Raw genomic sequence first — 20,046 nt, forward strand, 5'->3', positions numbered from 1 at the left:
GGGTGGACGTCTCAGGCTGCTGCGGGTCAGGCGGCCACGTCGGTCGAGCATGCGGGGCACAGGCCCCAGAAGGTGACCTCGGCGACCTCGAGCGCGTAGCCGTGCTCGCCGGACGGCTGCAGGCAGGGCGCCGCGCCGTGCACGCAGTCGACGTCTTCGACCGCGCCGCACGAGCGGCACACGATGTGGTGGTGGTTGTCGGAGACGCGCAGCTCGAAGAGCCCCGCCCGGCCGGCGGGCTCGATGCGGCGCACGAGGCCGGCGTCGACGAAGTCGTTGAGCGCGTTGTAGACCGACTGCAGGCTCGTGCTGGGCACGGTGGCGACGACCCGCGCGAACACGTCGTCGGCGCTCGCGTGCGGGTGCTCGCACAGGGCTTCGTAGACGGCTCTCCGCGACTCCGTCACCCGGAGCCCGGCGCCGCGGATCGCGGTCTGGGCATCGGGGTGCGGGTCGGTGATCATCACCTTCGAGCCTACCGTTGTTTTGAAGAATCCAAAAAAAGCGGACCCCGGCCAGTGGGAGAGTCAGCCCGCCGTGAGCGTCGGAGTGCCCGTCTCGTACTCGGTCAGGTCGCCCGTCTCGCCCGCGCGGTGCGCGCGCCCTCCCACAAGCAGCATGTAGACGAGGAAGAGCGCGAGGGCACCGGCGCCGATGCCGATCTTGAGCGGCCACGGCCACGGCTGCCCCGTCACGAAGCCCTCGATCGCGCCCGACACCGCGAGCACGATCACGAGCCCGATCGCGACCGTCGCGAGGGACCGTCCCGCAGCGGCGAGCGCCTCCCCACGCCGGCGCGGACCGGGTGCGATCCACGCCCAGAAGATGTGCAGCCCGGCCGCCGCCGCGACGAAGACCGCCGTGAGTTCGAGCAGGCCGTGCGGGAGGATGTACAGCACGAAGACGTCCGCCCGGTCGAAGGCGATCATGACGGCCGCGGCCGTGCCGACGCCGACGGCGTTCTGCACGAGCACCATGATCGGCCACAGGCCCGTGATGCCGAACAGGACGCACTGCGCGGCGATCCACGCGTTGTTCGTCCACACGGTGCCGGCGAACACCGCGGCGGGGTTCTCGGTGTAGTAGTCGGTGAACTCGTTCTCGGCGTACTGCTCGAGCTGGGCACGATCCCCGAGGCTCGCGACGAGCGCCGGATCGGACGACACCCACCCGGCCACGACCGTCGTCACCGCGACGAACGCGACAGCGATGACGAGCGTCGTCCACCGCACGCGGTACAGGGCGGCCGGAAGCTGCAGCACGAAGAACCGCGGGATCTGACGCAGCACGTTCTCGGGCGCACCCGTGAGCCGCAGGCGGGCGCGAGCGAGCATCGTCGAGACGTGGTCGCCGTGCGAGGTGCGGCCGGCCGACGTCTTGATGTCGGCGAGGTCGGCGGATGCCGCGCGATACCGCGTCACGAGCTCGTCGACCTCGGCGCCGGCGAGCCGCCGCGCGCGGCTCAGTTCGTCGAGCCGCGCCCACTCCGCGCGGCGGGCGGCGGCGAGGGCGTCCAGGTCCATTTGCTGTTTACTGTACCCATGCCCGACCCCGCCCCTTCGCCCGGACCCGGGATCTCGGTGGTGCAGCTGCACCAGGACGAGATCCTCACGGGCGAAGCCGTCGCCCTCGACGTGCAGCCGCTGGGGTACTTCCTGCGCGCGCTCGGCACGCTGATCGACATCCTCGTCGGCGTCATCGTGCTGATCCTGTTCGCGCTCGTGACATCGTGGCTCCTCGCGCAGGAGGCGATCGACCCGAACATCCTGCCCATCCTCACGATCGCGGTGCTCGTGCTGGTGATGGTCGTGATCCCGACCGTCGTCGAGACGACGACGCGGGGGCGCAGCCTCGGACGCCTCGCGGTGGGCGGCCGCATCGTTCGCGTCGACGGCGGGGCATCCGGCTCCCGTCAGGCGTTCATCCGCGCACTCATCGGCGTCATCGAGCTCTGGTTCACCTTCGGCGCGGTCGCGGCGATCGTGGGCGCCTTCACCCCGCGGTCGCAACGGCTGGGCGACCTCGTGGCAGGGACCTACTCGGAGCGCACGCGCACACCGCGGCTCCCCGAGGCCGCGCCGGGCGTGCCGCCGTCGCTCGCGGCGTGGGCTGCGACAGCCGACGTCGCTCGCCTTCCGGACACGCTGGCCCGGCGCATCGCGCGGTTCGCGCAGAGCGCCGACCGGCTCGATCCTCCGGCGCGGGTGCGGCTCGCGTCGACCCTCGCGCACGAGACGCGGGCGTTCGTGTCGCCCGTGCCGGCGGCCGATCCCGAGACGTTCCTGCGGGCCGTCGCCGCTGTCCGCCGTGAGCGCGAGCTGCGCGCGCTCACGCTCGAGGCGCAGCGCGTCGACGCCCTCACCGCCGCGGGCCCGGCCGCGCCGCGCGGGTTCCCGGCGCGCTGACGCTTGAAACGCGTCAGTACCGGTAGTGGTCGAGCTTGTACGGCCCCTCGACCGGCACGCCGAGGTAGGCCGCCTGCTCGGGCGTGAGCTCGGTCAACTGGGCACCGAGGGCGGACAGGTGCAGGCGCGCGACCTTCTCGTCGAGCGTCTTCGGAAGCGTGTAGACCCCCGTGGGGTACTGCGCGCGCCGCGTGAACAGCTCGATCTGCGCGAGCACCTGATTCGCGAACGACGCGCTCATGACGAACGACGGATGCCCCGTGGCGTTGCCGAGGTTGAGCAGGCGCCCCTCGCTCAGCACGAGCACGCTGCGGCCGTTCGGCAGGCGCCACTCGTGCACCTGCGGCTTGATCTCGACCTTCTCGACGCCCGGGAGCGCCTCGAGCCCCGCCATGTCGATCTCGTCGTCGAAGTGGCCGACGTTGCCGACGATCGCGAGGTGCTTGAGGCCGAGGAGATGCTCGACGGTCACGACGCGCGTGTTGCCCGTTCCCGTGATGACGATGTCGACCTCGCCGATCACGTCGTCGAGACGCGCGACCTGGTAGCCGTCCATCGCGGCCTGCAGCGCGCAGATCGGGTCGATCTCGCCGACGATGACGCGTGCGCCCTGGCCGCGCAGCGCCTCAGCCGCACCCTTGCCGACGTCGCCGTAGCCGGCCACGAAGGCGACCTTGCCGCCGATGAGCACGTCGGTCGCGCGGTTGATGCCGTCGGGCAGCGAGTGGCGGATGCCGTAGATGTTGTCGAACTTCGACTTCGTCACCGAGTCGTTGACGTTGATCGCGGGGAACAGCAGCTCCCCCTTCGCCGAGAGCTCGTACAGGCGGTGCACGCCGGTCGTCGTCTCCTCGGTGACGCCGATGAGGTCCTTCGCGATGCGCGTGAAGCGCTGCGGATCGCGCGCGAGGCTCGCGCGCAGCGTGTCGAGCACGACGCGGTACTCCGCGGATGCCGTGTCACCGGTCCCCGAGCCCGCCGAAGGGTCGGGAACGGCGCCCGAGTTCTCGAACTCGACGCCCTTGTGCACGAGCAGGGTCGCGTCGCCGCCGTCGTCGAGGATGAGGTTCGGGCCGTCAGCGCCCTCGGCCGTCCAGTCGAAGATGCGGTCGGCGAGGCGCCAGTACTCCTCGAGCGTCTCGCCCTTCCACGCGAACACGGGGACGCCCGCGGGAGCCTCTACCGTGCCGTTGGGTCCGACGACGACGGCGGCGGCGGCCTCGTCCTGCGTCGAGAAGATGTTGCAGCTCGCCCAGCGCACCTGCGCGCCGAGCGCGACGAGGGTCTCGATGAGCACGGCGGTCTGCACCGTCATGTGCAGCGAGCCGGCGATGCGCGCGCCCTGGAGGGGCTGCGTCGGACCGAACTCCTCGCGCAGCGCCATGAGGCCGGGCATCTCGTTCTCGGCGAGACGAATCTGGTGGCGGCCCGCCTCGGCGAGCGAGAGGTCGGCGACCTCATAGTCGAGGCGACCGACGGATGCCTTAGCGGCAGCGTCGGTCGAGGCGGAGCGAGGCGAGACGTCGATCGGCATCCGGCCATTCTCCCACGCCCGTGCCGAGGACGCCTCGGCCCGCTTCAGACCTGCAGCGTCTCGTGCCGCACGACGACCCAGCCCTTCGGCACGGACAGCCGCTCGGTGTGGATCGCGCACAGGTCGTGGGCGTGCGGGTCGTGCGTGCCGCCGAGGGGGCCGATCGCGGCCATCTGGTCGCCGTAGTCGTACGTCAGGGTCGACACCGCCTCGCGGGCGCACCCGACCTTGGAGCAGAATCTCTCGCGCATCGCCGCAACGCTACAGGCGAGACGGATGCAGCGTGCGGGGGCACGCCGCACGCAGGCGGTTGAGCGAGCGAACCCGCACCCCGGTCGCTGAGCGAGCGAAGCGAGACGAAGCGCACCACTCCGGCGCGCGTCAGAAGTACCGGAAGCGCTCCGGTCCGAGGTCCCACGGGTCGCGGTCGAGGTACTCCGCGGCGGCCCGGAAAACGCAGCTCTCCACCATCATGCGGCGGTGGAGATCGTCGTTGCGGTGGAGGTGGCTGAGCCGCTCGATCGGCAGGCGGTAGAGGATGATGCGCCGCTCGTCGGCGAGCACCTTCCAGCGCGGGATGCCCTCGGCGTCGGCCGCGGGCGGCATGTCGGCGACCTCGAAGCGCACGTCGCGCAGCTCGGGCCACGCCGAGCGGAGGAACTCGGCGGCGGTCGTGACCGCGAGGTCGAACCGGTCGACGCGCGTGTCGAGCGGAGGAAGGGGCGGCCGCACCACGGGGCTGCGTCCTTCGCGCCCGTGACGACCGTGCCGCGCGGGCCGCCGCACGGCGCTCCGGGTTCTGCGCCACGCCATGCGCCCATCCTAGGCGGGCGATCGGTCGCGGGCGCCGCCATGGCCGGGCGGCGGATGGGCGCCGCGGGGCCGCTCAGGGATAGACGACGATGGACTCGGAGCCCGTGTCGGCGGGCCACACAGGGAAACCGGCGAGCGCACCGTCGCCGGTCAGCGACAGGCTCGCATGCACGGGTGCCGTGGCCTCCAGCGTCACCAGGCCCTGCGTCGCGATGCGCACGACCGTCGATCCGAGCGGCGGAACGACGGTCTGCGACGACTGCTCGCCGTCGCTCACGCTCACGATCGCCTCCGCCTCGCCGCGGTTGACGAGGCTCAGCGTGCGCAGCGGCCCGGCGGGAACGGCGAGCATCGCGGTCCCCTCGAGCTCCGGCGCGGGCGTGTACCACGCGAAGTCCGCACCGGGCGCGAAGTCCGTCGTCTGCCAGACCGCAGCGAGGATCGGGACATCCGCGGTCACCTCGACCGTGTAGTCGCCCGGCGGCAGCCCGCCGAGGTCGACCTCGATCGGAAGTCCCGCCGAGAGGGCGATCGGCTGCGGCTCGCGCGCCGGCGTCGCGTTGCGCGCATCAGTGACCGTCAGGGTCGCTGTGCCGGCCGCCGTGGGCGAGAGCACGCGCGCGATCGTCGCGACCTGCCCGTCGGCGGCCGCGCCGGCCATGACGGGCACGCCGGCGATGATCTGATCCGTCTCCGGGCTCGCGATCGCCTCGACCTGGTCGACGCCGCCCGTCGCGAGCGTGCGAGTGATGCTCGTCTGCAATGACGCCGTCACCGGCGCGCCGCTCGCGCTCACCCTGACGATCGGGCTCGCCTCGCCGCGGGCGAGGCCGGCCAGCGGCACGACATGCTGCTGACCCGCCGGGATGACGATCGCCGCACCTCCGGGCGGCACGACCGGTCCGGTCGCGCCGAACACGGTGAGCTCGACCGTCGCCGCGACGCGTCCCGGGTTGGAGATGACGACGATGTCGGCCGCGCCGGTCTCGCCCGAGCCGCCGACGAGCCACGACTCGATGAGGGGCGGACGGCAGGCCGAGGCGGCGTAGCCGCGCAGGAAGGGCGTGTCGGCGGCCGCCGCGCCGGATGCAGCGACCGCGACGCGCCGCGACCCGTCAGGCTCCTTGCTGTAGGCCCTCGGGGCCCCCGGGCCGCCGAGGACGAACTCGGCCATCGCCCCGTCCTCGGCCCCGGAGACGACGGACTGTGAGGCGGCGACGACCACTTGGTCGGGGTCCTCCACGATCTGTCCGAGCGCGAGGAGATCGCCGGAGCACACGAGCACCGACGCCGACGGAACGGGCATCGCGGCGACCTCGACCGGGCGCCGCTCGTAGGTCGGCCACGGCACTCCCGCCGCGGTCACGACGGCGACGACGAACGCGACGGCGACGACGGTGCCGGCGATGGCGCGGGCGCCGGTGGTGGCCCAGCGGAAGATCCGACGGTCACTCATGAGATCGCCCCCTTCGGGCGATCGGCGCGCTGGGCGCGCCGGACGCGTACCGCGTACTCACTTGATCGCCCCCTTCGGGCGATCGGCGCGCCGGGCGCACTCATCGCCCCTCCTGCCAATGCGGCCCGACCACGCGCGACGTGTGCCGAGCGGCGCGGCGCGAGGCCGCGGTGGGGATCGCGAGCAGCACCGCGACGCCGAGCACGATGAGCTGCGCCGCCGTGATCCAGCCCGCGAGCGCGGTGGCCGATGTGGGCGCGGCCGGGCGGGGCGCGACCTCCCCCGTCACGCGCCACAGCGAGCCCTTCGCCGTGTCGCCGACGGCGACGAGGCCGTCGCGCTGGTCGAGCGACGTCGCGGTGCCGAGGCGCAGCGTGCGCGCCGCATCCGACTCGGGCGGATCGCTCGGCGCCAGCAGCACGAAGCCGATGCCGTCCTCGGCGAGGCGTGCCACGACATCGGTCGCGGCGGGTGTCACGAGGTCGGCGGTGAGCTCGGCGAGGTCGCGGTCCTGGTCCGTCGCGCGCGGGCGCGTCGAGACGATGGTCGCCTGCCCGCCGAGCGTCTCGCTCGCACCCCACACCACGCGGGCGGCGACGCCGCCTTCGTTCTGGGGACGGAGCACGATCGTGCCGACATCCGCATCCTCCCGGCCCTCTGCCGCGACGAACGCCGGCAGTGTGCTCGCGTCGCCGAGTCCGATGAGGGCGGCGCCGCGGGTGAGCGCGGTGAGGCTCGGCACCGCGAGCACCGCGATCGCGACCATGACGAGGAGCGCGAGTCCCGCGCGAGCGGCGCCCAGGCGCCTCGCGAGGACCGGTGAGGCGACGTGTCCGAGGCCGGGCTCACGCCCGGAGCCGATGGCGGCGTCGAGCGTGACGAGCGCGCCGCCGAGCGCTCCGAGCCACGCGAGGCTCAGCCCGGTGCCGGGCCAGATCGGCACGGATTGCGACTGCGTGAACGCCACCGAGAGCCCGACCGATGCGAACGCGGTCACCAGTCCGAGGGCGCCGACGACGAGGAGCACCGCCCCCGCGGCCCACCGCTGCGTGAGCGGCGCGATGAGGGCGAGCACGGCGACGGGCGCGGCGAGCAGCGGGACCCACCACAGGTCGGCGGCGGGCAGCATCGTCGCCCAGCCGGCGAGGTCGCCGGTCGGCAGCCCCGCGGCGAGCGATGCGCGGCCCGAGGCATCTGCCGCGACCTGCGGTCGCGACCACACCACACCGGGGTCGGCGAGCAGCCCGAGCGCGGAGCCGCTTCGCAGCTGGTGCCAGACGAGCGGCGCCGCGAAGAGCACCGCGGGCACCATCACCCACACGATCCGGCCCACGCCCCGCCCACCGCGCAGGATGATGTCCAGCGCGAGGGCGCCGATCCAGATCACGACGAACTCCGGCGCGAGGGCCGGTGCGCACGCGGCGCACAGGGCGAGCACGATCGAAGCGGCGCCCGCCGGCACCCACGCGCGATGCGCGACCGACCCCGCGTAGAAGAGCCACGGCAGCAGAAGGTGCAGCAGCACGGCCGACGGCCTGCCCTGGATGAGCGCTGCGAGGAAGGTCGGCGCGAGCGCCCACACGACTCCGCCGGTGAACCGCAGCACCGGGCGATCGCTCACACGCGTCGACGCGAACCACCCGCCGAGCGCCGCGAGGGGGATCGCGAGCACCCACAGCACGACGAGCGCACGCGACGGCGCGATGGGCCACAGCGACCCGATGGCGGCGACGATCGCGGCGAACGGGTCGGCCGGCCCCACGGTGTCGAGGCCGATCGCGCGAGATCCGTAGGCCGTGTCGGCCCACAGCTGACCGAGCACCGGATGCAGCGGCAGCAGTCCCCCGCCGCCGAGCACGGGCCACGCGAGCAGCGCGGGGAACGCGGCGATCGACACGACGAGCGCGCCGAGCACGAGCCACGCGCCGCCGCCGGTGAAGAAGCGCAGCTCTCCGCGTGCGGGCGTCGTGGTCGCGGCATCCGGTTCCTCTTCGAGCCGTTCGCGCAGCTCGAGCTGCGAGATGCGCAGCGGCGCGAGCTGCGACCACGGCACCTTGCGGATCTCGCGGATGCGGCGGCGCGAACGCGCGATCGCCGGCAGGCGCACGAGCGCCACGGCCGCGGCGGCCCACTCCGGCGCAACGAGGCCTGGCTGCTTGGCCGCGAGGCGGCGGATCGTGCGCCACAGCGCGAGCGGGAGGATCGCGAGCCAGTGCAACGGCAGCGCGACCGGATGCGCGTACGCGAGCCGGCGGTGCAGCCGCGCCGTGCGCGCGGCGTACGCGATGTGCCGGCGGCGGACGGCGTCGACCGGAGTGGGCAGGCCTGCGACGCCGTCCCCTGCGACGGCGACGAGCGCCTGCGACGCGAAGGTTACGCGGTGGCCCGCGAGGCGGGCGCGCACACCGAGATCGAGTCCTTCGTCGGCGCCGGCGAGGGCGCGGTCGAGCCCGCCGAGCTCGCGCCACGCGTCGCCGCGCACGAGGATTCCGCGCACGTCCGAGCCCAGGACGTCCTCGACGACGTCGTGCTGTCCCTGGTCGAGCTCGCCGTCGGCGAGGCCGACCGTCCGCCCGTATCGGGTCATCGTCACGCCCAGCGACACGAGCTCGCCGCGATCGTCCCAGCGCACGAGCTTCGGCGCGGCGAACGCCGCCGTCGGAGCGACCTCGAGCGCACCGGCCAGCCGCTCGAGAGCGGCGGGCTCGGGCGCGGTGTCCTGTGCGAGGAGCCACACGGCGTCGCCCGTTCGTGCGACGGGAGGCTCGGCAGTCGCCGTTCGGGCCACGGCCGTGGCCCCGGACGCCGCGTCGCCCAGCCACGCGACGGCATCGGCGGATCCGGATGCCACTGCTGACGTCTCGGTCGCGGGCAGGATCTGCACCGTGCGGGTCGCGAGCTCGACCGCATCCGCGAAGGACGTGCCGGCCGGCGCCCGAAGGACTGTTGCCCCGCTTTCGGCGGACGCGGACTCGGGCTCGGCGTCTCCGCCCGCGGCGGCTCCGACGGCCTCGAGCGTGCGCGGGTCGTCGCCGCACAGGACGATGGTCACGTCATCGGGGAGTCTTGTCTGCCGGTCGAGAGCCGCCAGAGTCCGTCGCGCGTGGAACGGAGCCGCCGGGTGACCGTCGGCGCGCACAACGAGGATGGCGTGGACTCTGGCGGGCATGACGTCGTCAGCCTAGGCGGACGATCCGGCTGCACCCGGCGCCACGCGCCGGGAGGACCCGGATCCCGAATGGACGTCGGGTGAGGGCGCGAATCCGCTCGTATACGTGCGATTCGCGAAACCTTCTGGGCGCCGCACCCCCGCGCGGCGCCTGCCCGTGCCCGTCTTCAGCCGGCGCGGCGCTTGAGCTTGCGCCGTTCGCGCTCGCTCAGGCCGCCCCAGATCCCGAAGCGCTCGTCGTTCTGCAGCGCGTACTCGAGGCACTCCGAGCGCACCTCGCATGACGTGCAGATCCGCTTGGCGTCACGAGTCGACCCGCCCTTCTCTGGAAAGAAGGCCTCCGGATCGGTCTGCGCGCACAGCGCATCGGTCTGCCAAGCCAGAGGATTGTCGTCATTGCCCTCAACGGGCCGACGCACCCCCGGGACGCCTAGCTGAACCGGATCGACGTACCAATCTTCGGGAACGCCGGAACGGTACTGTGAAGCCCCCGTCATCTCGTTCTCCACCCTGTGTTTCCCCCCGCACGCTTGTCGCGCGTTGGTGTAATTACACCGGTGTAGTTCTCGACGGTCAAGTCGGGAATCGTAAAGCCTCAACCGCGGAATGAACCTTAGGGACGCGCCGACGGCGTGTCACGATTGTGATACGGAGTCCATCTACCGGTCGATCGGACGGCGGTTCACTCCCCCGGTTCGCCGATGAAGACCTCGCCCGCGCCCGACAGGACGAGCCGATCGGCTCCCGCCGCGAGCACCGCGCGGCCCGCGTCGAGCACGACGCTCTCGCCGGTCTCGGGATCGGACACCGTCACGGGTCCCGCCACGGCGAGCGCGATCGCCGCGCCGCGAAGCGCGACCGCGGCATCCGCTCCCGCGTCGACGCGCACCCGCACGAGCGCGAAATCCGGCACACCCGGGGCGTAGAGATCGACCCCGGATGCCACCTCCCGCGCCTCGAGCACGGGCGCCGGCCCCGGCGTGGGATCGAGGACCTCGAGGAGCCCCGGGACGTCGATGTGCTTCGGCGTGAGCCCGCCGCGGAGCACGTTGTCGCTCGCCGCCATGATCTCGACCCCGAGCCCCTCGACGTAGGCGTGGAGCACGCCCGCGTCGACGAACAGCGCCTCCCCGCGCCGGAGCGCGACGAGGTTCATGAGCAGCGCGACCACGAGGCCGGGATCGCCCGGAAAGGCCGCGCCGAAACGTCGGATGAACCCGAACTCCGCCCCGAACTCCCGAGACTCCGTTTCGGATGCCGCGGCGACCACCGCCTCGACCTCGGCGTGCGCCTCGCCCGACAGCAGCCACGCGATCGTGTCGCGGACGGCGGCGGCATCCGATTCGCCCGTCAGGCGATCCGCGATCGCGCGACCCGCGTCGCCCAGCTCGGAGAGCATCCGCCGGGTCGCGGCGAGGTCGCGCACACCCGCGAGCGCGGTGAACGTGTCGCTCACGGCGACGATGAGCTCGGGCTTGTGGTTGTCGTCGCGGAAGACGCGGTGAGCGGCGTCGGCCGGAACGCCCGCCGTCTCTTCGCGCTCGAACCCGGCTCGTGCCTGTGCCTTCGACGGGTGCGCCTGGATCGACAGCGGCGAGGCGGCCGCGAGCAGCTTGAGCAGATACGGCAGGCGATCGGGAACGCCGGATGCCCCGCCCTCTTCGCGCAGCCAGCGGTCGAGGGTGCGGCCGTCGGCCGTCTTCGCGGGGCTTCCGGGATGATCGCCGAACCACACCTCGGCCTCTCGAGAGCCTGCGGGCTTGCGACCCTCGAGCTCGGCGATGAGGGTCGTAGACCCCCACGCGTAGTCACGGGGCACGTTCGACAAGGGGACCAGCACGCGACCAGCCTAGATCGAGGCGACGCGCGCGGTAGCCTGAGTGCGCGATGGCCATCCACACGAAGCATCCGGCGTCGGCCCCGCCGGTCGCGCCGCCGCGGGAGAAGACGAGGCACCACCTGCTGCGGGGCTGGTGCATCCTGGTGCTGTTCATGGCCCTCGCGGGCGTGGCGCTGATCAACGCCTTCGGCGCAGAGACGACCGCCGCCATCACGATCGCCTCGGCCGGCGTGTCGATCATCCTGTGGGTGCTCGTGCGGCCGGCGTACCAGTGGCGGCGTCTGCCCTGGTACGCGCTCGGGTACGTCGGCTGGGCGACGCTGTCGATCGCGTGGTCGGCGTGGCCGGGGGCATCCGCCACGACCTGGCTGCTGCTCGCGATCACGACCCTGCAGGCCCTGTTCGTCGGCGCGATGCTCACATGGCGAGAGCTCGTGCGCGCGATCGCGTCGGCCCTCAAGTGGGTCATCGCGCTGTCGCTCGCGTTCGAGCTGTGGGTCTCGATCTTCATCGGCGGGCCGATCCTGCCGCGCTTCGTCATCCCGACGGAGCCCGCCGACGATCCGATCGTCTACTGGTCGCGCGACAACCTCTTCGACGGCGGACGCATCCAGGGCATCATGGGCAACGCCAACCTGCTGGGGCCCGTCGCGCTGCTCGCGATCATCGTCTTCGCGATCCGCCTCGCCTCGGGTGCGCCCCGCAAGGTCGTGCTGTGGATCTGGATCGGCGTGTCGGCGTACCTCTTCGTGCGCGCCTCGTCGGCCACGGCCTATGTCGCGGCGGCCGCCGTCGCGCTCGTGCTCGCGACCGTCCTGCTCATGCGCACCGCGAAGCGCCCCGGCGAGCGCACGAAGTACTACCTCGCCTACGCCGCGATCGGGCTGGGGAGCGCGATCGCGCTGCTGCTGTTGCGCGACCCGATCTTCGAGGCACTTGGTCGCAGTTCCGATCTCACCGGTCGTGAGGCGATCTGGCAGGCGGTCGCAGAGCGCGCGGCCGAGCGCCCGTTCGCGGGCTGGGGGTTCGCGACGCCGTGGATCCCCTCCGAGCCGGCGTTCGACGGCTGGATCATCGACCACGGGCAGACGGTGATGCAGGCACATAACATGTGGCTCGACGTCTACCTGCAGCTCGGCATCGTCGGCGTCGTGCTCATCGCGATCACGTTCTTCGCCTTCGTCTGGCGGTCGTGGTTCTTCGCCATCGACCGGCCGCGCTGGGATCTGCGCGCCGATCGACCGTACTCGCCCCTGTCGCTGCTGCCGACGCTCGTCGGCGCGATCCTGCTCGTGCAGGGGCTCGCCGAGTCCACGCCGCTGCTGCTGTGGGGCTGGATGTTCCTCGTGATGCTCGGCGCGAAGATCAAGCAGGCGCCGCACATCGGCGTCGGACCCGCTGAGCAGACGCTCGCTATCGAGCGCGGCGAGCCGACCAAGCGGGTGCCGTGAGCGACGCGCCCCGCCGGAGCGCCCCGACGTGGCTCGGCGTGCTCCTGGCCTCAGCCGAGTTCGCGCGCGCGTACACGTTCGCCGTGCTGGGCACCGTATTCGCGGCGTTCGCGATCGAGCGCCTCGCTGGCCGCGTGACGTACGCGACGATCGTGGCGGTGCTGTGCGTCGTCGGCGCGGGAGTGCTCGTCAGCCGCGGGCGCGAGATCTCGTTCCTGCGCCTCGTGCCCACGACGCTGCTGGTGCTCCTCGCGTGGATGCTCGCGAGCGTGTTCTGGAGCTCCGACCCGACGATGTCGTTCTGGAACTGGGTCTACACGCTCGGCGTGGCGTTCCTCGCGGTCGTCATCGGGCACATCCGCGACACGCTGCAGACCGCGCGGGCGCTCGGCGACGTGCTGCGGATGCTCCTGTCGATCTCGCTCGGCATCGAGGTGCTCTCCGGCATCCTCATCGACACGCCCCTCGAGTTCCTCGGGGTGCAGGGGAACATCGCGTCGTTCGGCCCCATCCAGGGCATCTTCGGCACCCGCAACGCGCTGGGCTTCGTCGCGGTGATCGCGCTCATCACGTTCCTCATCGAATACCGCACGCAGTCCGTGCGGCCCGGCCTGTCGCTGTACTCCGTCGTCCTGGCAGGCGTCCTCGCCGCGCTGAGCGACTCCCCCACGGTCGTCGTGCTCGCGGCCGCGGTGGGCCTCGCGACCGGCGTGCTCGCCCTCGTTCGGCACACGCGGCCGGAGCGCCGCTCCGCGCTGCAATGGACGATCGGGGTCGTCGTGGTCCTCGGGCTCGCGATCGCGTATCTCGCGCGAGGTCCGATCATCTCCCTCCTCGGCGCGCGCACCGACCTCGCGATGCGCACCGAGCTGTGGGTCGACATCATCGGCTACGTGCGGTTCCGTCCCGTGCAGGGGTGGGGCTGGTTCGGGCCGTGGGTGCAGACGGAGTTCCCCTTCAACGGCCTCAACTACTGGCTGCAGCAGAACCACGCGAGCGCGCTCAACGCGTACTTCGACGTGCTCCTGCAGCTCGGGTGGGTCGGGCTCGTGCTGTTCGCGGGGCTCGCCGGCGCGGCCCTCGTGCGCTCGTGGCTCGACGCGAGCGAGCGGCGGGCGGTCGTGTACGCGTGGACGCCGCTCATCCTCGTCGCCCTGCTCGTCGACTCGATCTTCGAGAGCTTCACGCTCTTCGGCCTCGGGTGGCTCATGCTCGTGCTGTGCGCCGTGCGCGCGGGGCAGTCCCGCTCGTGGCGCGAGCGGTTCCGAGAGGGCCCGGTCGACGACGTCGCCGAGGGCGCGGGGCTGCCGCACGAGGCGTGAGCAGAACCGGATGCCGGACGGCTCGCGCCCGACCGCCGTCCACGCAGGGAACCCACGTGAGCGCAAGGTAGGATCGTCACTCGGCTCGACGACTCGCGCCCCCGCCAACCTCGGAGACTTTGCGTGCCTCACGTCCTGCAGAACGTCGTCTTCCCTCTCGACCGCGACCCCGACCTCCTCCCGCTCTATGTAGACCCCGAAACGTGGTCGGTCATCGACGAGGAACCGGTGCGCGTGTCCAACAGGGCGCAACTCGGGCACGTCCTCGATCGCCACCGGGCCCGCATCGTCGCGGGGCGCCGCGTCTCTTTCGGCACGTACTTCAACGCCTTCCCCGCGTCGTACTGGCAGCACTGGACTCCCGTCCGCGACGTGCGCCTCACCGTGCGCACGAGCGGGCCCGCGACGATCCTCGTCTACCGGTCGAACGGCTCGGGCGTGCGCCAGCGGCTTGAGACGCGGGAGGTTGAGGGCGACGCGACCTCGACGTTCGACCTGACGCTCGACCAGTACAGCGACGGCGGCTGGATCTGGTTCGACATCGTCGCCGACGAGCGCAATGCGATCTTCAACGGCGCGGAGTGGACCACCGAAACGGCGCCCGCGCGCGAAGGCAAGGCGTCGATCGGAATCACGACGTACAACAAGCCCGACTACTGCATCTGGACGCTCAGGAACCTCGCCGAGTCACCCGAGGTGCTCGAACTCATCGACCGCGTCTTCGTCGTCGACCAGGGCGACCGGCGGGTCGACGCCGAGGAGACGTATCCCGAGGTCTCCGCCGCGCTCGGCGAGACCCTCCAGATCGTGACGCAGCCGAACCTCGGCGGCTCGGGCGGCTTCGCGCGTGCGATGTCCGAGACGCTCGCCCGTTCCGAGAGCGAGTTCGTGCAGCTCCTCGACGACGATGTCCGCATCGAGCCCGAGTCCATCCGTCGCTCGATCGTCTTCGGACGCTTCGCGACCGTTCCCACGATCGTCGGCGCGCACATGTTCGATCTCCTCGACCGCCCCAAGCTGCACGCGTGGGCCGAGGTCGTCGACGACGTCCCGTTCATGTGGCGCACGCTCTATCAGGAGGAGATGCCGCACGACTTCAGCGCGGCGAACCTGCGCCAGTCGCCCATGCTGCATATGCGGCTCGACGCTGACTACAACGGCTGGTGGATGTGCCTCATCCCGGTCGAAGCTCTCCGCAATACGGGGCTTCCGCTCCCCGCATTCATCAAGTGGGATGACGCGGAGTACAGCCTCCGTGCGCGCGAGCACGGCATCCCGACCGTGTCGATGCCCGGCGTCGCGCTGTGGCACGTCTCATGGGTGGGCAAGGACGACCAGATCGACTGGCAGGCGTACTTCCACGCCCGCAATCGCATCGTTGCGGCCCTCATCCACTCCGCCATGCCGCGCGGCGGCACGCTGCTGCGTCACAGCCGTCGCATGGATCTCAAGCACCTCATGATGATGCAGTACTACCCCGTGGCGCTGCGTCACCGGGCGATCCGCGACATCCTCTCCGGGCCGGAGCACATGCGTGCCGGTCTTGAAACCACGCTGCCCGCGGTGCGCGCCCTCGCGAAAGACTTTCCCGAGACGGTCGTCCACAAGGACTCCGGCGTGCCGATGCGCTCGCGCAAGGGCCGCCAGGTCTTCAAGCGTCAGCGCAAGCACACGTTCGACAGCCCGACCGGGCTGCGGCTGCGATGGTTCACGTTCTCGACCCTCGTGTCGCACTGGATCCACGCCCCGCGGCCCGAGAACCTCACGACGCCCGAGGTGGAGTTCGGCAAGGGCGACGCCTACTGGTGGCGGCTGCCCCTGTTCGACAGCGCGCTCGTGAGCGCCGCCGACGGGTCGGGCAAGAACATCTACACACGCGACCGCCGCAAGTACCGCCGGATGCTCTTCGACACGGTCGTGCTGCACGCGCGCCTGCGGCGACGGTGGCCCGAGCTGTCGCGGCGGTACCGCGACGCGATGGGCGAGCTCACGTCGCTCGAGTCCTGGCGGAAGACGTTCGAGGAGTCGAAGTGACGATGGTCTCTCCGATGACCCCCAGCACCGAAATGTTCGATCCGGCGACCGCGACGATCGCCATCGTGACGTTCAACCGCTCGAACCTCCTCTCGCGCCTGCTCGAGAGCATCGAGCGCATGGACCCCAAGCCCGGGCACATCGTCGTCGTCGACAACGCGTCGGTCGACGACACGACCGAGGTCGTCGAGTCCTTCCGCGAGCGCCTCGCACCGTCACAGCTCGTCTACCGCCGGCTCGAGACGAACACGGGCGGCTCGGGCGGTTTCAGCGAGGGCATGCGAGTCGCGTACGAGCTGGGTTCGACGTGGATCTGGCTCATGGACGACGACGTCGAGGTCATCCCCGACGGCCTCGCGAAGATGGGCAGGTGGGCGCCGCGGTTCAAGAGCATCCAGGGCCGCCGGTACGACTACGACGGCAGCGAGTTCTACTGGCAGTACCGCATCGCCGAGCGCATGGGCATCCCGATCCCGTTCGCCCCTGCGGGCTTCGACGAGAGCGGCTACAAGCCGATGAACTCCGGATGCTTCGAGGGCATGTTCATCCACCGCGATGTCGTGCGCGAGATCGGCCTGCCCGACCCGCGGTTCTTCATCTACTGGGACGACCAGCTGTACGGCTGGCTCGCGTCGCGCAAGACGCAGTCCGTGATCGTGGACGAGTTCGTGCTACGCCGCACCCGCGAGATCAAGCAGTGGGACATGGGCATCCGGCACCTGAACGCGTCGAGCAACGCGTACCGGTACTACATCATGCGCAACCGCGCGATCATCAAGCGGTACTACCGCGCGTTGGGTGTCTACAACCCCGTGCTGTTCGGGCTCGGCACGTTCATGACGTTCTGCAAGGAGCTCATCCGGCTCATCTTCGTCGAGCGGACGATCCGCGGCACGTCGAACCTCCTCCGTGGCATCCGCGACGGCCGGAAGATCGCGAACGACCGGTCGTGGCAGCCGATGCCACCCCTCGCGACGACGTCCGGCAGCGCGCCGCGATGACGAGCGCGTCCTTGCCGCGGATCCTTGCGAGCGGCGCGTACGAGCGCGACAACGTCGGGGATCTCCTGTTCCAGGTCGTATCCGCCCACTACGCCACGGGTCGCATCGACATCGACTGGGCTGCGCCGATCGCGAATGAATCGCCGGAGCCCTTGGGCCGCGCCGTCCCGTCATCCGGAGCCCTTCTCTCGGCCCAGGGCTACGACGGGCTTTGGACCGTCGGCGGCGAAGTCGGCGCGACGCAGCGCTGGTACGCGTACCGCACGTCGATCCCGCGGGAGTCGTGGCCCGAGTTCCAGCGCCTGCCCGCCGCCGAGCAGGATGCCCTCATGCGGGCCGCGATGGGCGGCGCGCACCTCGACTCCCCGTACATCCCTCGACCGAGCGCCTTTCCGCGGAGTCGACACGCGCGTCTCGCGATCAACTCCGCCGGTGTCGCCGGCATCGCCGCGCTGCCCGCGTGGCGACAGGTGACCGCGCTCGCTGCGATCCGAGAAGCCGGCTTCGTCTCGGTCCGAGATTCGTCGTCGAGTCGACTGCTGACGGAGCACGGCGTGCCCCACCGGCTCGCGCCGGACCTGATCCACACCATCGCGCGCGTCATGCCGGCCGCGCACGAGCGCACCGACGATGTGCTCGTCCAGATCTCAGAGGCGCATGTGCGCAAGTTCGGACTCGCCGCGTGGGCGGATGCGCTCGCCGGCACGGATGACTTGAGCGCCCTCCCTGTGCGTCTCTTCACGGCGGGGACTGCTCCCGACCACGATTCCGTGGAGATGTATGAGCGGCTGCGAGAGCTGGTCTCGAAGCGCAGGCCGGAAATCGACATCCAGCTGTCCTCGGCGATGGGGATCGAGGATCGAGTTCGCGAGATCTCCCGGGCACGATTGTGGCTGGGCAGCTCCCTTCACGGGCGCATCATCGCGTCCGCGTACGGCGTTCGCCGCATAAGCATCGAGAAGCCGAAGCTCGACTCATACGTAGAGACGTGGGATCCCAACTTCCCGTATGCCGTCGAGCCGTCGGATGTCGCGCGGGCGGTTGAGCACGCGCTCGAACGGACGGATCCGAATGAGGTCGGAGACCTCCTGGCGGACCAGGCCGAAGCTAGCGTGGAGGCCGCGATCACGTACCTGGCGGGTGCGGGCGATCGGGCGACCTCCGCGGAGAGAGTCGAAGACCTCCTCACGATGCGAGTCGAGGAGTCGCGGGAGCTTCAGGTGGCAGCGGCGGAGCTGGAATCCGCGCTCAACGTAGCACTGCGCAGGCTGCGCACGACGCGCGCAGAGGCCGAACGCCTTGATGCCGAGAACGCGAAAATGCTCGGGTCGGCGACGTGGAGAGTGGGCCGCGTCTTCGCACGGTTCTATGCGGCGGCTCGGGTCCCCTTCGCCCGGATGCGCAGGAAGCGCTGATCAGCCGCTGGCGTAGTCCGAGTTGTAGCGGTCGAGCACCTCGCCGATCGGCGCGTCCATCGCGAGGCGGCCCTTGTCGAGGTAGAGGCCGCGCGTGCAGAACCGCCGTAGATCCTTCTCGTTGTGCGACACGAAGAAGAGTGTTCGTCCCGCGGCCAGCAGCTCGTCGATGCGCCGGTAGCACTTCTCGCGGAACGCCTTGTCGCCGACCGCGAGGACCTCGTCGACGAGGAGGATCGGCTCCTCGAGCTGCGACACCACGGCGAACGCGAGGCGCACCTTCATGCCGTTCGAAAGGTGCTTGTAGGGGGTGTCGAGGAAGCCATCGAGCTCGGCGAAGGCGATGATGTCGTCGAACCGCCGCTCGACCTCGGCGCGCGACATGCCGTGCAGCCCCGCGGTGAGACGCACGTTCTCACGCACGGTGAGGTCCCCCACAAAGCCGCCGGTGATCTCGATCAGGGGGGCCACGCCGCCGTGCACCCGCACGCTCCCCTCGTCGGGAAGCAACACGCCCGCGACGAGCTTCAGGAGGGTCGACTTGCCCTGGCCGTTGCGCCCGACGACACCGATCGCCTCGCCGGCACGCACGTCGAAGGTCACGTCCCGGAGCGCCCAGAACTCCCCCGGGCGACTGCGCCGCGACGAGTCGGCGAACAGATCCTTGAAGTTGCGACGCCCGCGGCGATTGCGACGAAACCGGATGCCGAGGTCGCGCACCTGGATTGCGACGTCGGTCGTGAGCGTGGTGTCGGACATCACAGCTCCTTCAGCACCGGACGCTCGAGGCGACGGAACACGAACGCCCCGAGCGCGAGGAAGGCGAGCGAGATGACGGCGCCCATCACCACGGCGAGCGTGTCCCACACATCGGGGAAGAACCCGACGCGGTACAGCGTGAAGATCCCCGACAGCGGGTTGAAGACGGCGAGCGTCGGGAAGATCCCCGGCAGGTCGCCGATGCTGTAGATGACCGGCGACGCGTAGAACAGCAGGCGCAGGATGAGCTTCGTTGCGCGCTCGAGGTCGGTGTAGAGAGTGCACAGCGGCGCCACGAGCAGGCCGAGGCCGACGAGGAGCGCCGTCTGCAGGAGGACCGCGACGGGGATCCACAGCAAACCCCAGTTGAGCTCTGCGGGCGTCTTGGAGAACTGCGCCACGATGACGAACAGCGCGAGCACCGGAAGCGAGAAGAGGAACTCGAGGCCCTTGCTCAGCACGATGCGGTTCACCCAGATCGAGCGCGGGATCGCGGTGGACCGCACGAGGCGCGCGTCCTTGCTGAACGCGCGCGTGAAGTCCGACACGGCGGAGTTGAACCACACCCACGGCAGCAGCGCCGTAATGAGGAAGACGATGTACGGCTCCTGGCCGACCGTGCGCTGGAAGACCTGCGTGAAGACGAACCAGTAGATCGCGCTCATCAGGAGCGGATCGAGCACCGACCACAGGTAGCCGAGCGCGCTCGTCGCGTAGCGGACGCGGAGGTCTCGCGCCGACAGGAGCCACAGGGAATGGAGGTAGCGACGGGGGGATCCCGGTACGCCGACGGTGGCTGTCGTCACGCCAACGATCCTACGGGGCCGACTCACAGGTGCCCGGAGTT

Annotated in this window: 17 protein-coding genes; 6 read left to right on the top strand and 11 right to left on the bottom strand. The window is 71.0% G+C overall.

Annotated elements, in window-relative coordinates:
- Positions 1–26: 26 nt before the first annotated feature.
- Together BJ991_RS15135 and BJ991_RS15140 are read right to left on the bottom strand one after the other, a co-directional pair.
- Positions 27–464 carry a Fur family transcriptional regulator gene (locus BJ991_RS15135; RefSeq protein ID WP_179491336.1) on the bottom strand — a complete coding sequence of 146 codons (438 nt, stop codon included), beginning with the start codon at positions 462–464 and terminating at the stop codon, positions 27–29.
- Positions 465–527: 63 nt separating this feature from the next.
- Positions 528–1,523 carry a stage II sporulation protein M gene (locus BJ991_RS15140; RefSeq protein WP_179491337.1) on the bottom strand — a complete coding sequence of 332 codons (996 nt, stop codon included), beginning with the start codon at positions 1,521–1,523 and terminating at the stop codon, positions 528–530.
- An 18-nt stretch (positions 1,524–1,541) separates the two neighbouring features.
- On the opposite strand from BJ991_RS15140, the gene BJ991_RS15145 reads away from it, so the two are divergent.
- Positions 1,542–2,405, top strand: a complete 864-nt coding sequence (locus BJ991_RS15145) for an RDD family protein (RefSeq protein WP_179491338.1) — start codon at positions 1,542–1,544, stop codon at positions 2,403–2,405.
- Positions 2,406–2,418: 13 nt separating this feature from the next.
- Here the strand turns inward: BJ991_RS15145 and ahcY are convergent, their stop codons facing one another.
- The 7 genes from ahcY to manA form a co-directional block, all read right to left on the bottom strand.
- The gene (ahcY, locus tag BJ991_RS15150; protein ID WP_179491339.1) at positions 2,419–3,939 is read right to left on the bottom strand and encodes an adenosylhomocysteinase; all 1,521 of its coding nucleotides are present in this window, start codon (positions 3,937–3,939) and stop codon (positions 2,419–2,421) included.
- Between the two features lie 44 nt (positions 3,940–3,983).
- Positions 3,984–4,190, bottom strand: coding sequence for a DUF3499 family protein (locus BJ991_RS15155; protein ID WP_179491340.1), 207 nt, complete (start codon positions 4,188–4,190; stop codon positions 3,984–3,986).
- Between the two features lie 130 nt (positions 4,191–4,320).
- Positions 4,321–4,752: a metallopeptidase family protein gene (locus BJ991_RS15160; RefSeq protein ID WP_179491341.1), complete on the bottom strand. Its 432-nt coding sequence runs from the start codon at positions 4,750–4,752 to the stop codon at positions 4,321–4,323.
- A gap of 73 nt (positions 4,753–4,825) precedes the next feature.
- Positions 4,826–6,208: a DUF5719 family protein gene (locus tag BJ991_RS15165; RefSeq protein ID WP_179491342.1), complete on the bottom strand. Its 1,383-nt coding sequence runs from the start codon at positions 6,206–6,208 to the stop codon at positions 4,826–4,828.
- A gap of 100 nt (positions 6,209–6,308) precedes the next feature.
- Positions 6,309–9,377: a glycosyltransferase gene (locus BJ991_RS15170; RefSeq protein ID WP_179491343.1), complete on the bottom strand. Its 3,069-nt coding sequence runs from the start codon at positions 9,375–9,377 to the stop codon at positions 6,309–6,311.
- A gap of 167 nt (positions 9,378–9,544) precedes the next feature.
- On the bottom strand, positions 9,545–9,874 hold the full coding sequence (locus BJ991_RS15175; protein WP_179492854.1) for a WhiB family transcriptional regulator: 330 nt from the start codon (positions 9,872–9,874) through the stop codon (positions 9,545–9,547).
- 185 nt (positions 9,875–10,059) lie between these two features.
- Entirely contained in the window at positions 10,060–11,217 is a 1,158-nt protein-coding gene (gene manA / locus BJ991_RS15180; RefSeq protein ID WP_179491345.1) for a mannose-6-phosphate isomerase, class I, read from the bottom strand.
- Positions 11,218–11,264: 47 nt separating this feature from the next.
- Here manA and BJ991_RS15185 point away from each other — a divergent pair, with 47 nt between their 5' ends.
- The 5 genes from BJ991_RS15185 (at position 11,265) to BJ991_RS15205 (ending at position 18,440) form a co-directional block, all read left to right on the top strand.
- The gene (locus BJ991_RS15185; protein WP_179491347.1) at positions 11,265–12,668 is read left to right on the top strand and encodes an O-antigen ligase family protein; all 1,404 of its coding nucleotides are present in this window, start codon (positions 11,265–11,267) and stop codon (positions 12,666–12,668) included.
- Positions 12,665–13,990 carry an O-antigen ligase family protein gene (locus BJ991_RS15190; RefSeq protein WP_179491349.1) on the top strand — a complete coding sequence of 442 codons (1,326 nt, stop codon included), beginning with the start codon at positions 12,665–12,667 and terminating at the stop codon, positions 13,988–13,990. The genes BJ991_RS15185 and BJ991_RS15190 overlap by 4 nt, the downstream gene beginning before the upstream one ends.
- 123 nt (positions 13,991–14,113) lie before the next feature.
- On the top strand, positions 14,114–16,024 hold the full coding sequence (locus BJ991_RS15195; protein WP_179491351.1) for a glycosyltransferase: 1,911 nt from the start codon (positions 14,114–14,116) through the stop codon (positions 16,022–16,024).
- 14 nt (positions 16,025–16,038) lie between these two features.
- Positions 16,039–17,025 carry a glycosyltransferase family 2 protein gene (locus BJ991_RS15200; protein WP_179491353.1) on the top strand — a complete coding sequence of 329 codons (987 nt, stop codon included), beginning with the start codon at positions 16,039–16,041 and terminating at the stop codon, positions 17,023–17,025.
- Positions 16,974–18,440, top strand: a complete 1,467-nt coding sequence (locus BJ991_RS15205) for a polysaccharide pyruvyl transferase family protein (RefSeq protein ID WP_179491354.1) — start codon at positions 16,974–16,976, stop codon at positions 18,438–18,440. Before BJ991_RS15200 ends, BJ991_RS15205 begins: the two co-directional genes overlap by 52 nt.
- On the opposite strand, the gene BJ991_RS15210 is transcribed toward BJ991_RS15205, so the two are convergent.
- Complete coding sequence (locus BJ991_RS15210) at positions 18,441–19,199, bottom strand: ABC transporter ATP-binding protein (protein WP_179491355.1); 759 nt, start codon at positions 19,197–19,199, stop codon at positions 18,441–18,443.
- On the bottom strand, positions 19,199–20,005 hold the full coding sequence (locus BJ991_RS15215) for an ABC transporter permease (protein WP_179491356.1): 807 nt from the start codon (positions 20,003–20,005) through the stop codon (positions 19,199–19,201). The genes BJ991_RS15210 and BJ991_RS15215 overlap by 1 nt, the downstream gene beginning before the upstream one ends.
- Positions 20,006–20,046: the final 41 nt, after the last annotated feature.

This window comes from Microbacterium immunditiarum (assembly GCF_013409785.1).
Lineage (GTDB): Bacteria > Actinomycetota > Actinomycetes > Actinomycetales > Microbacteriaceae > Microbacterium > Microbacterium immunditiarum.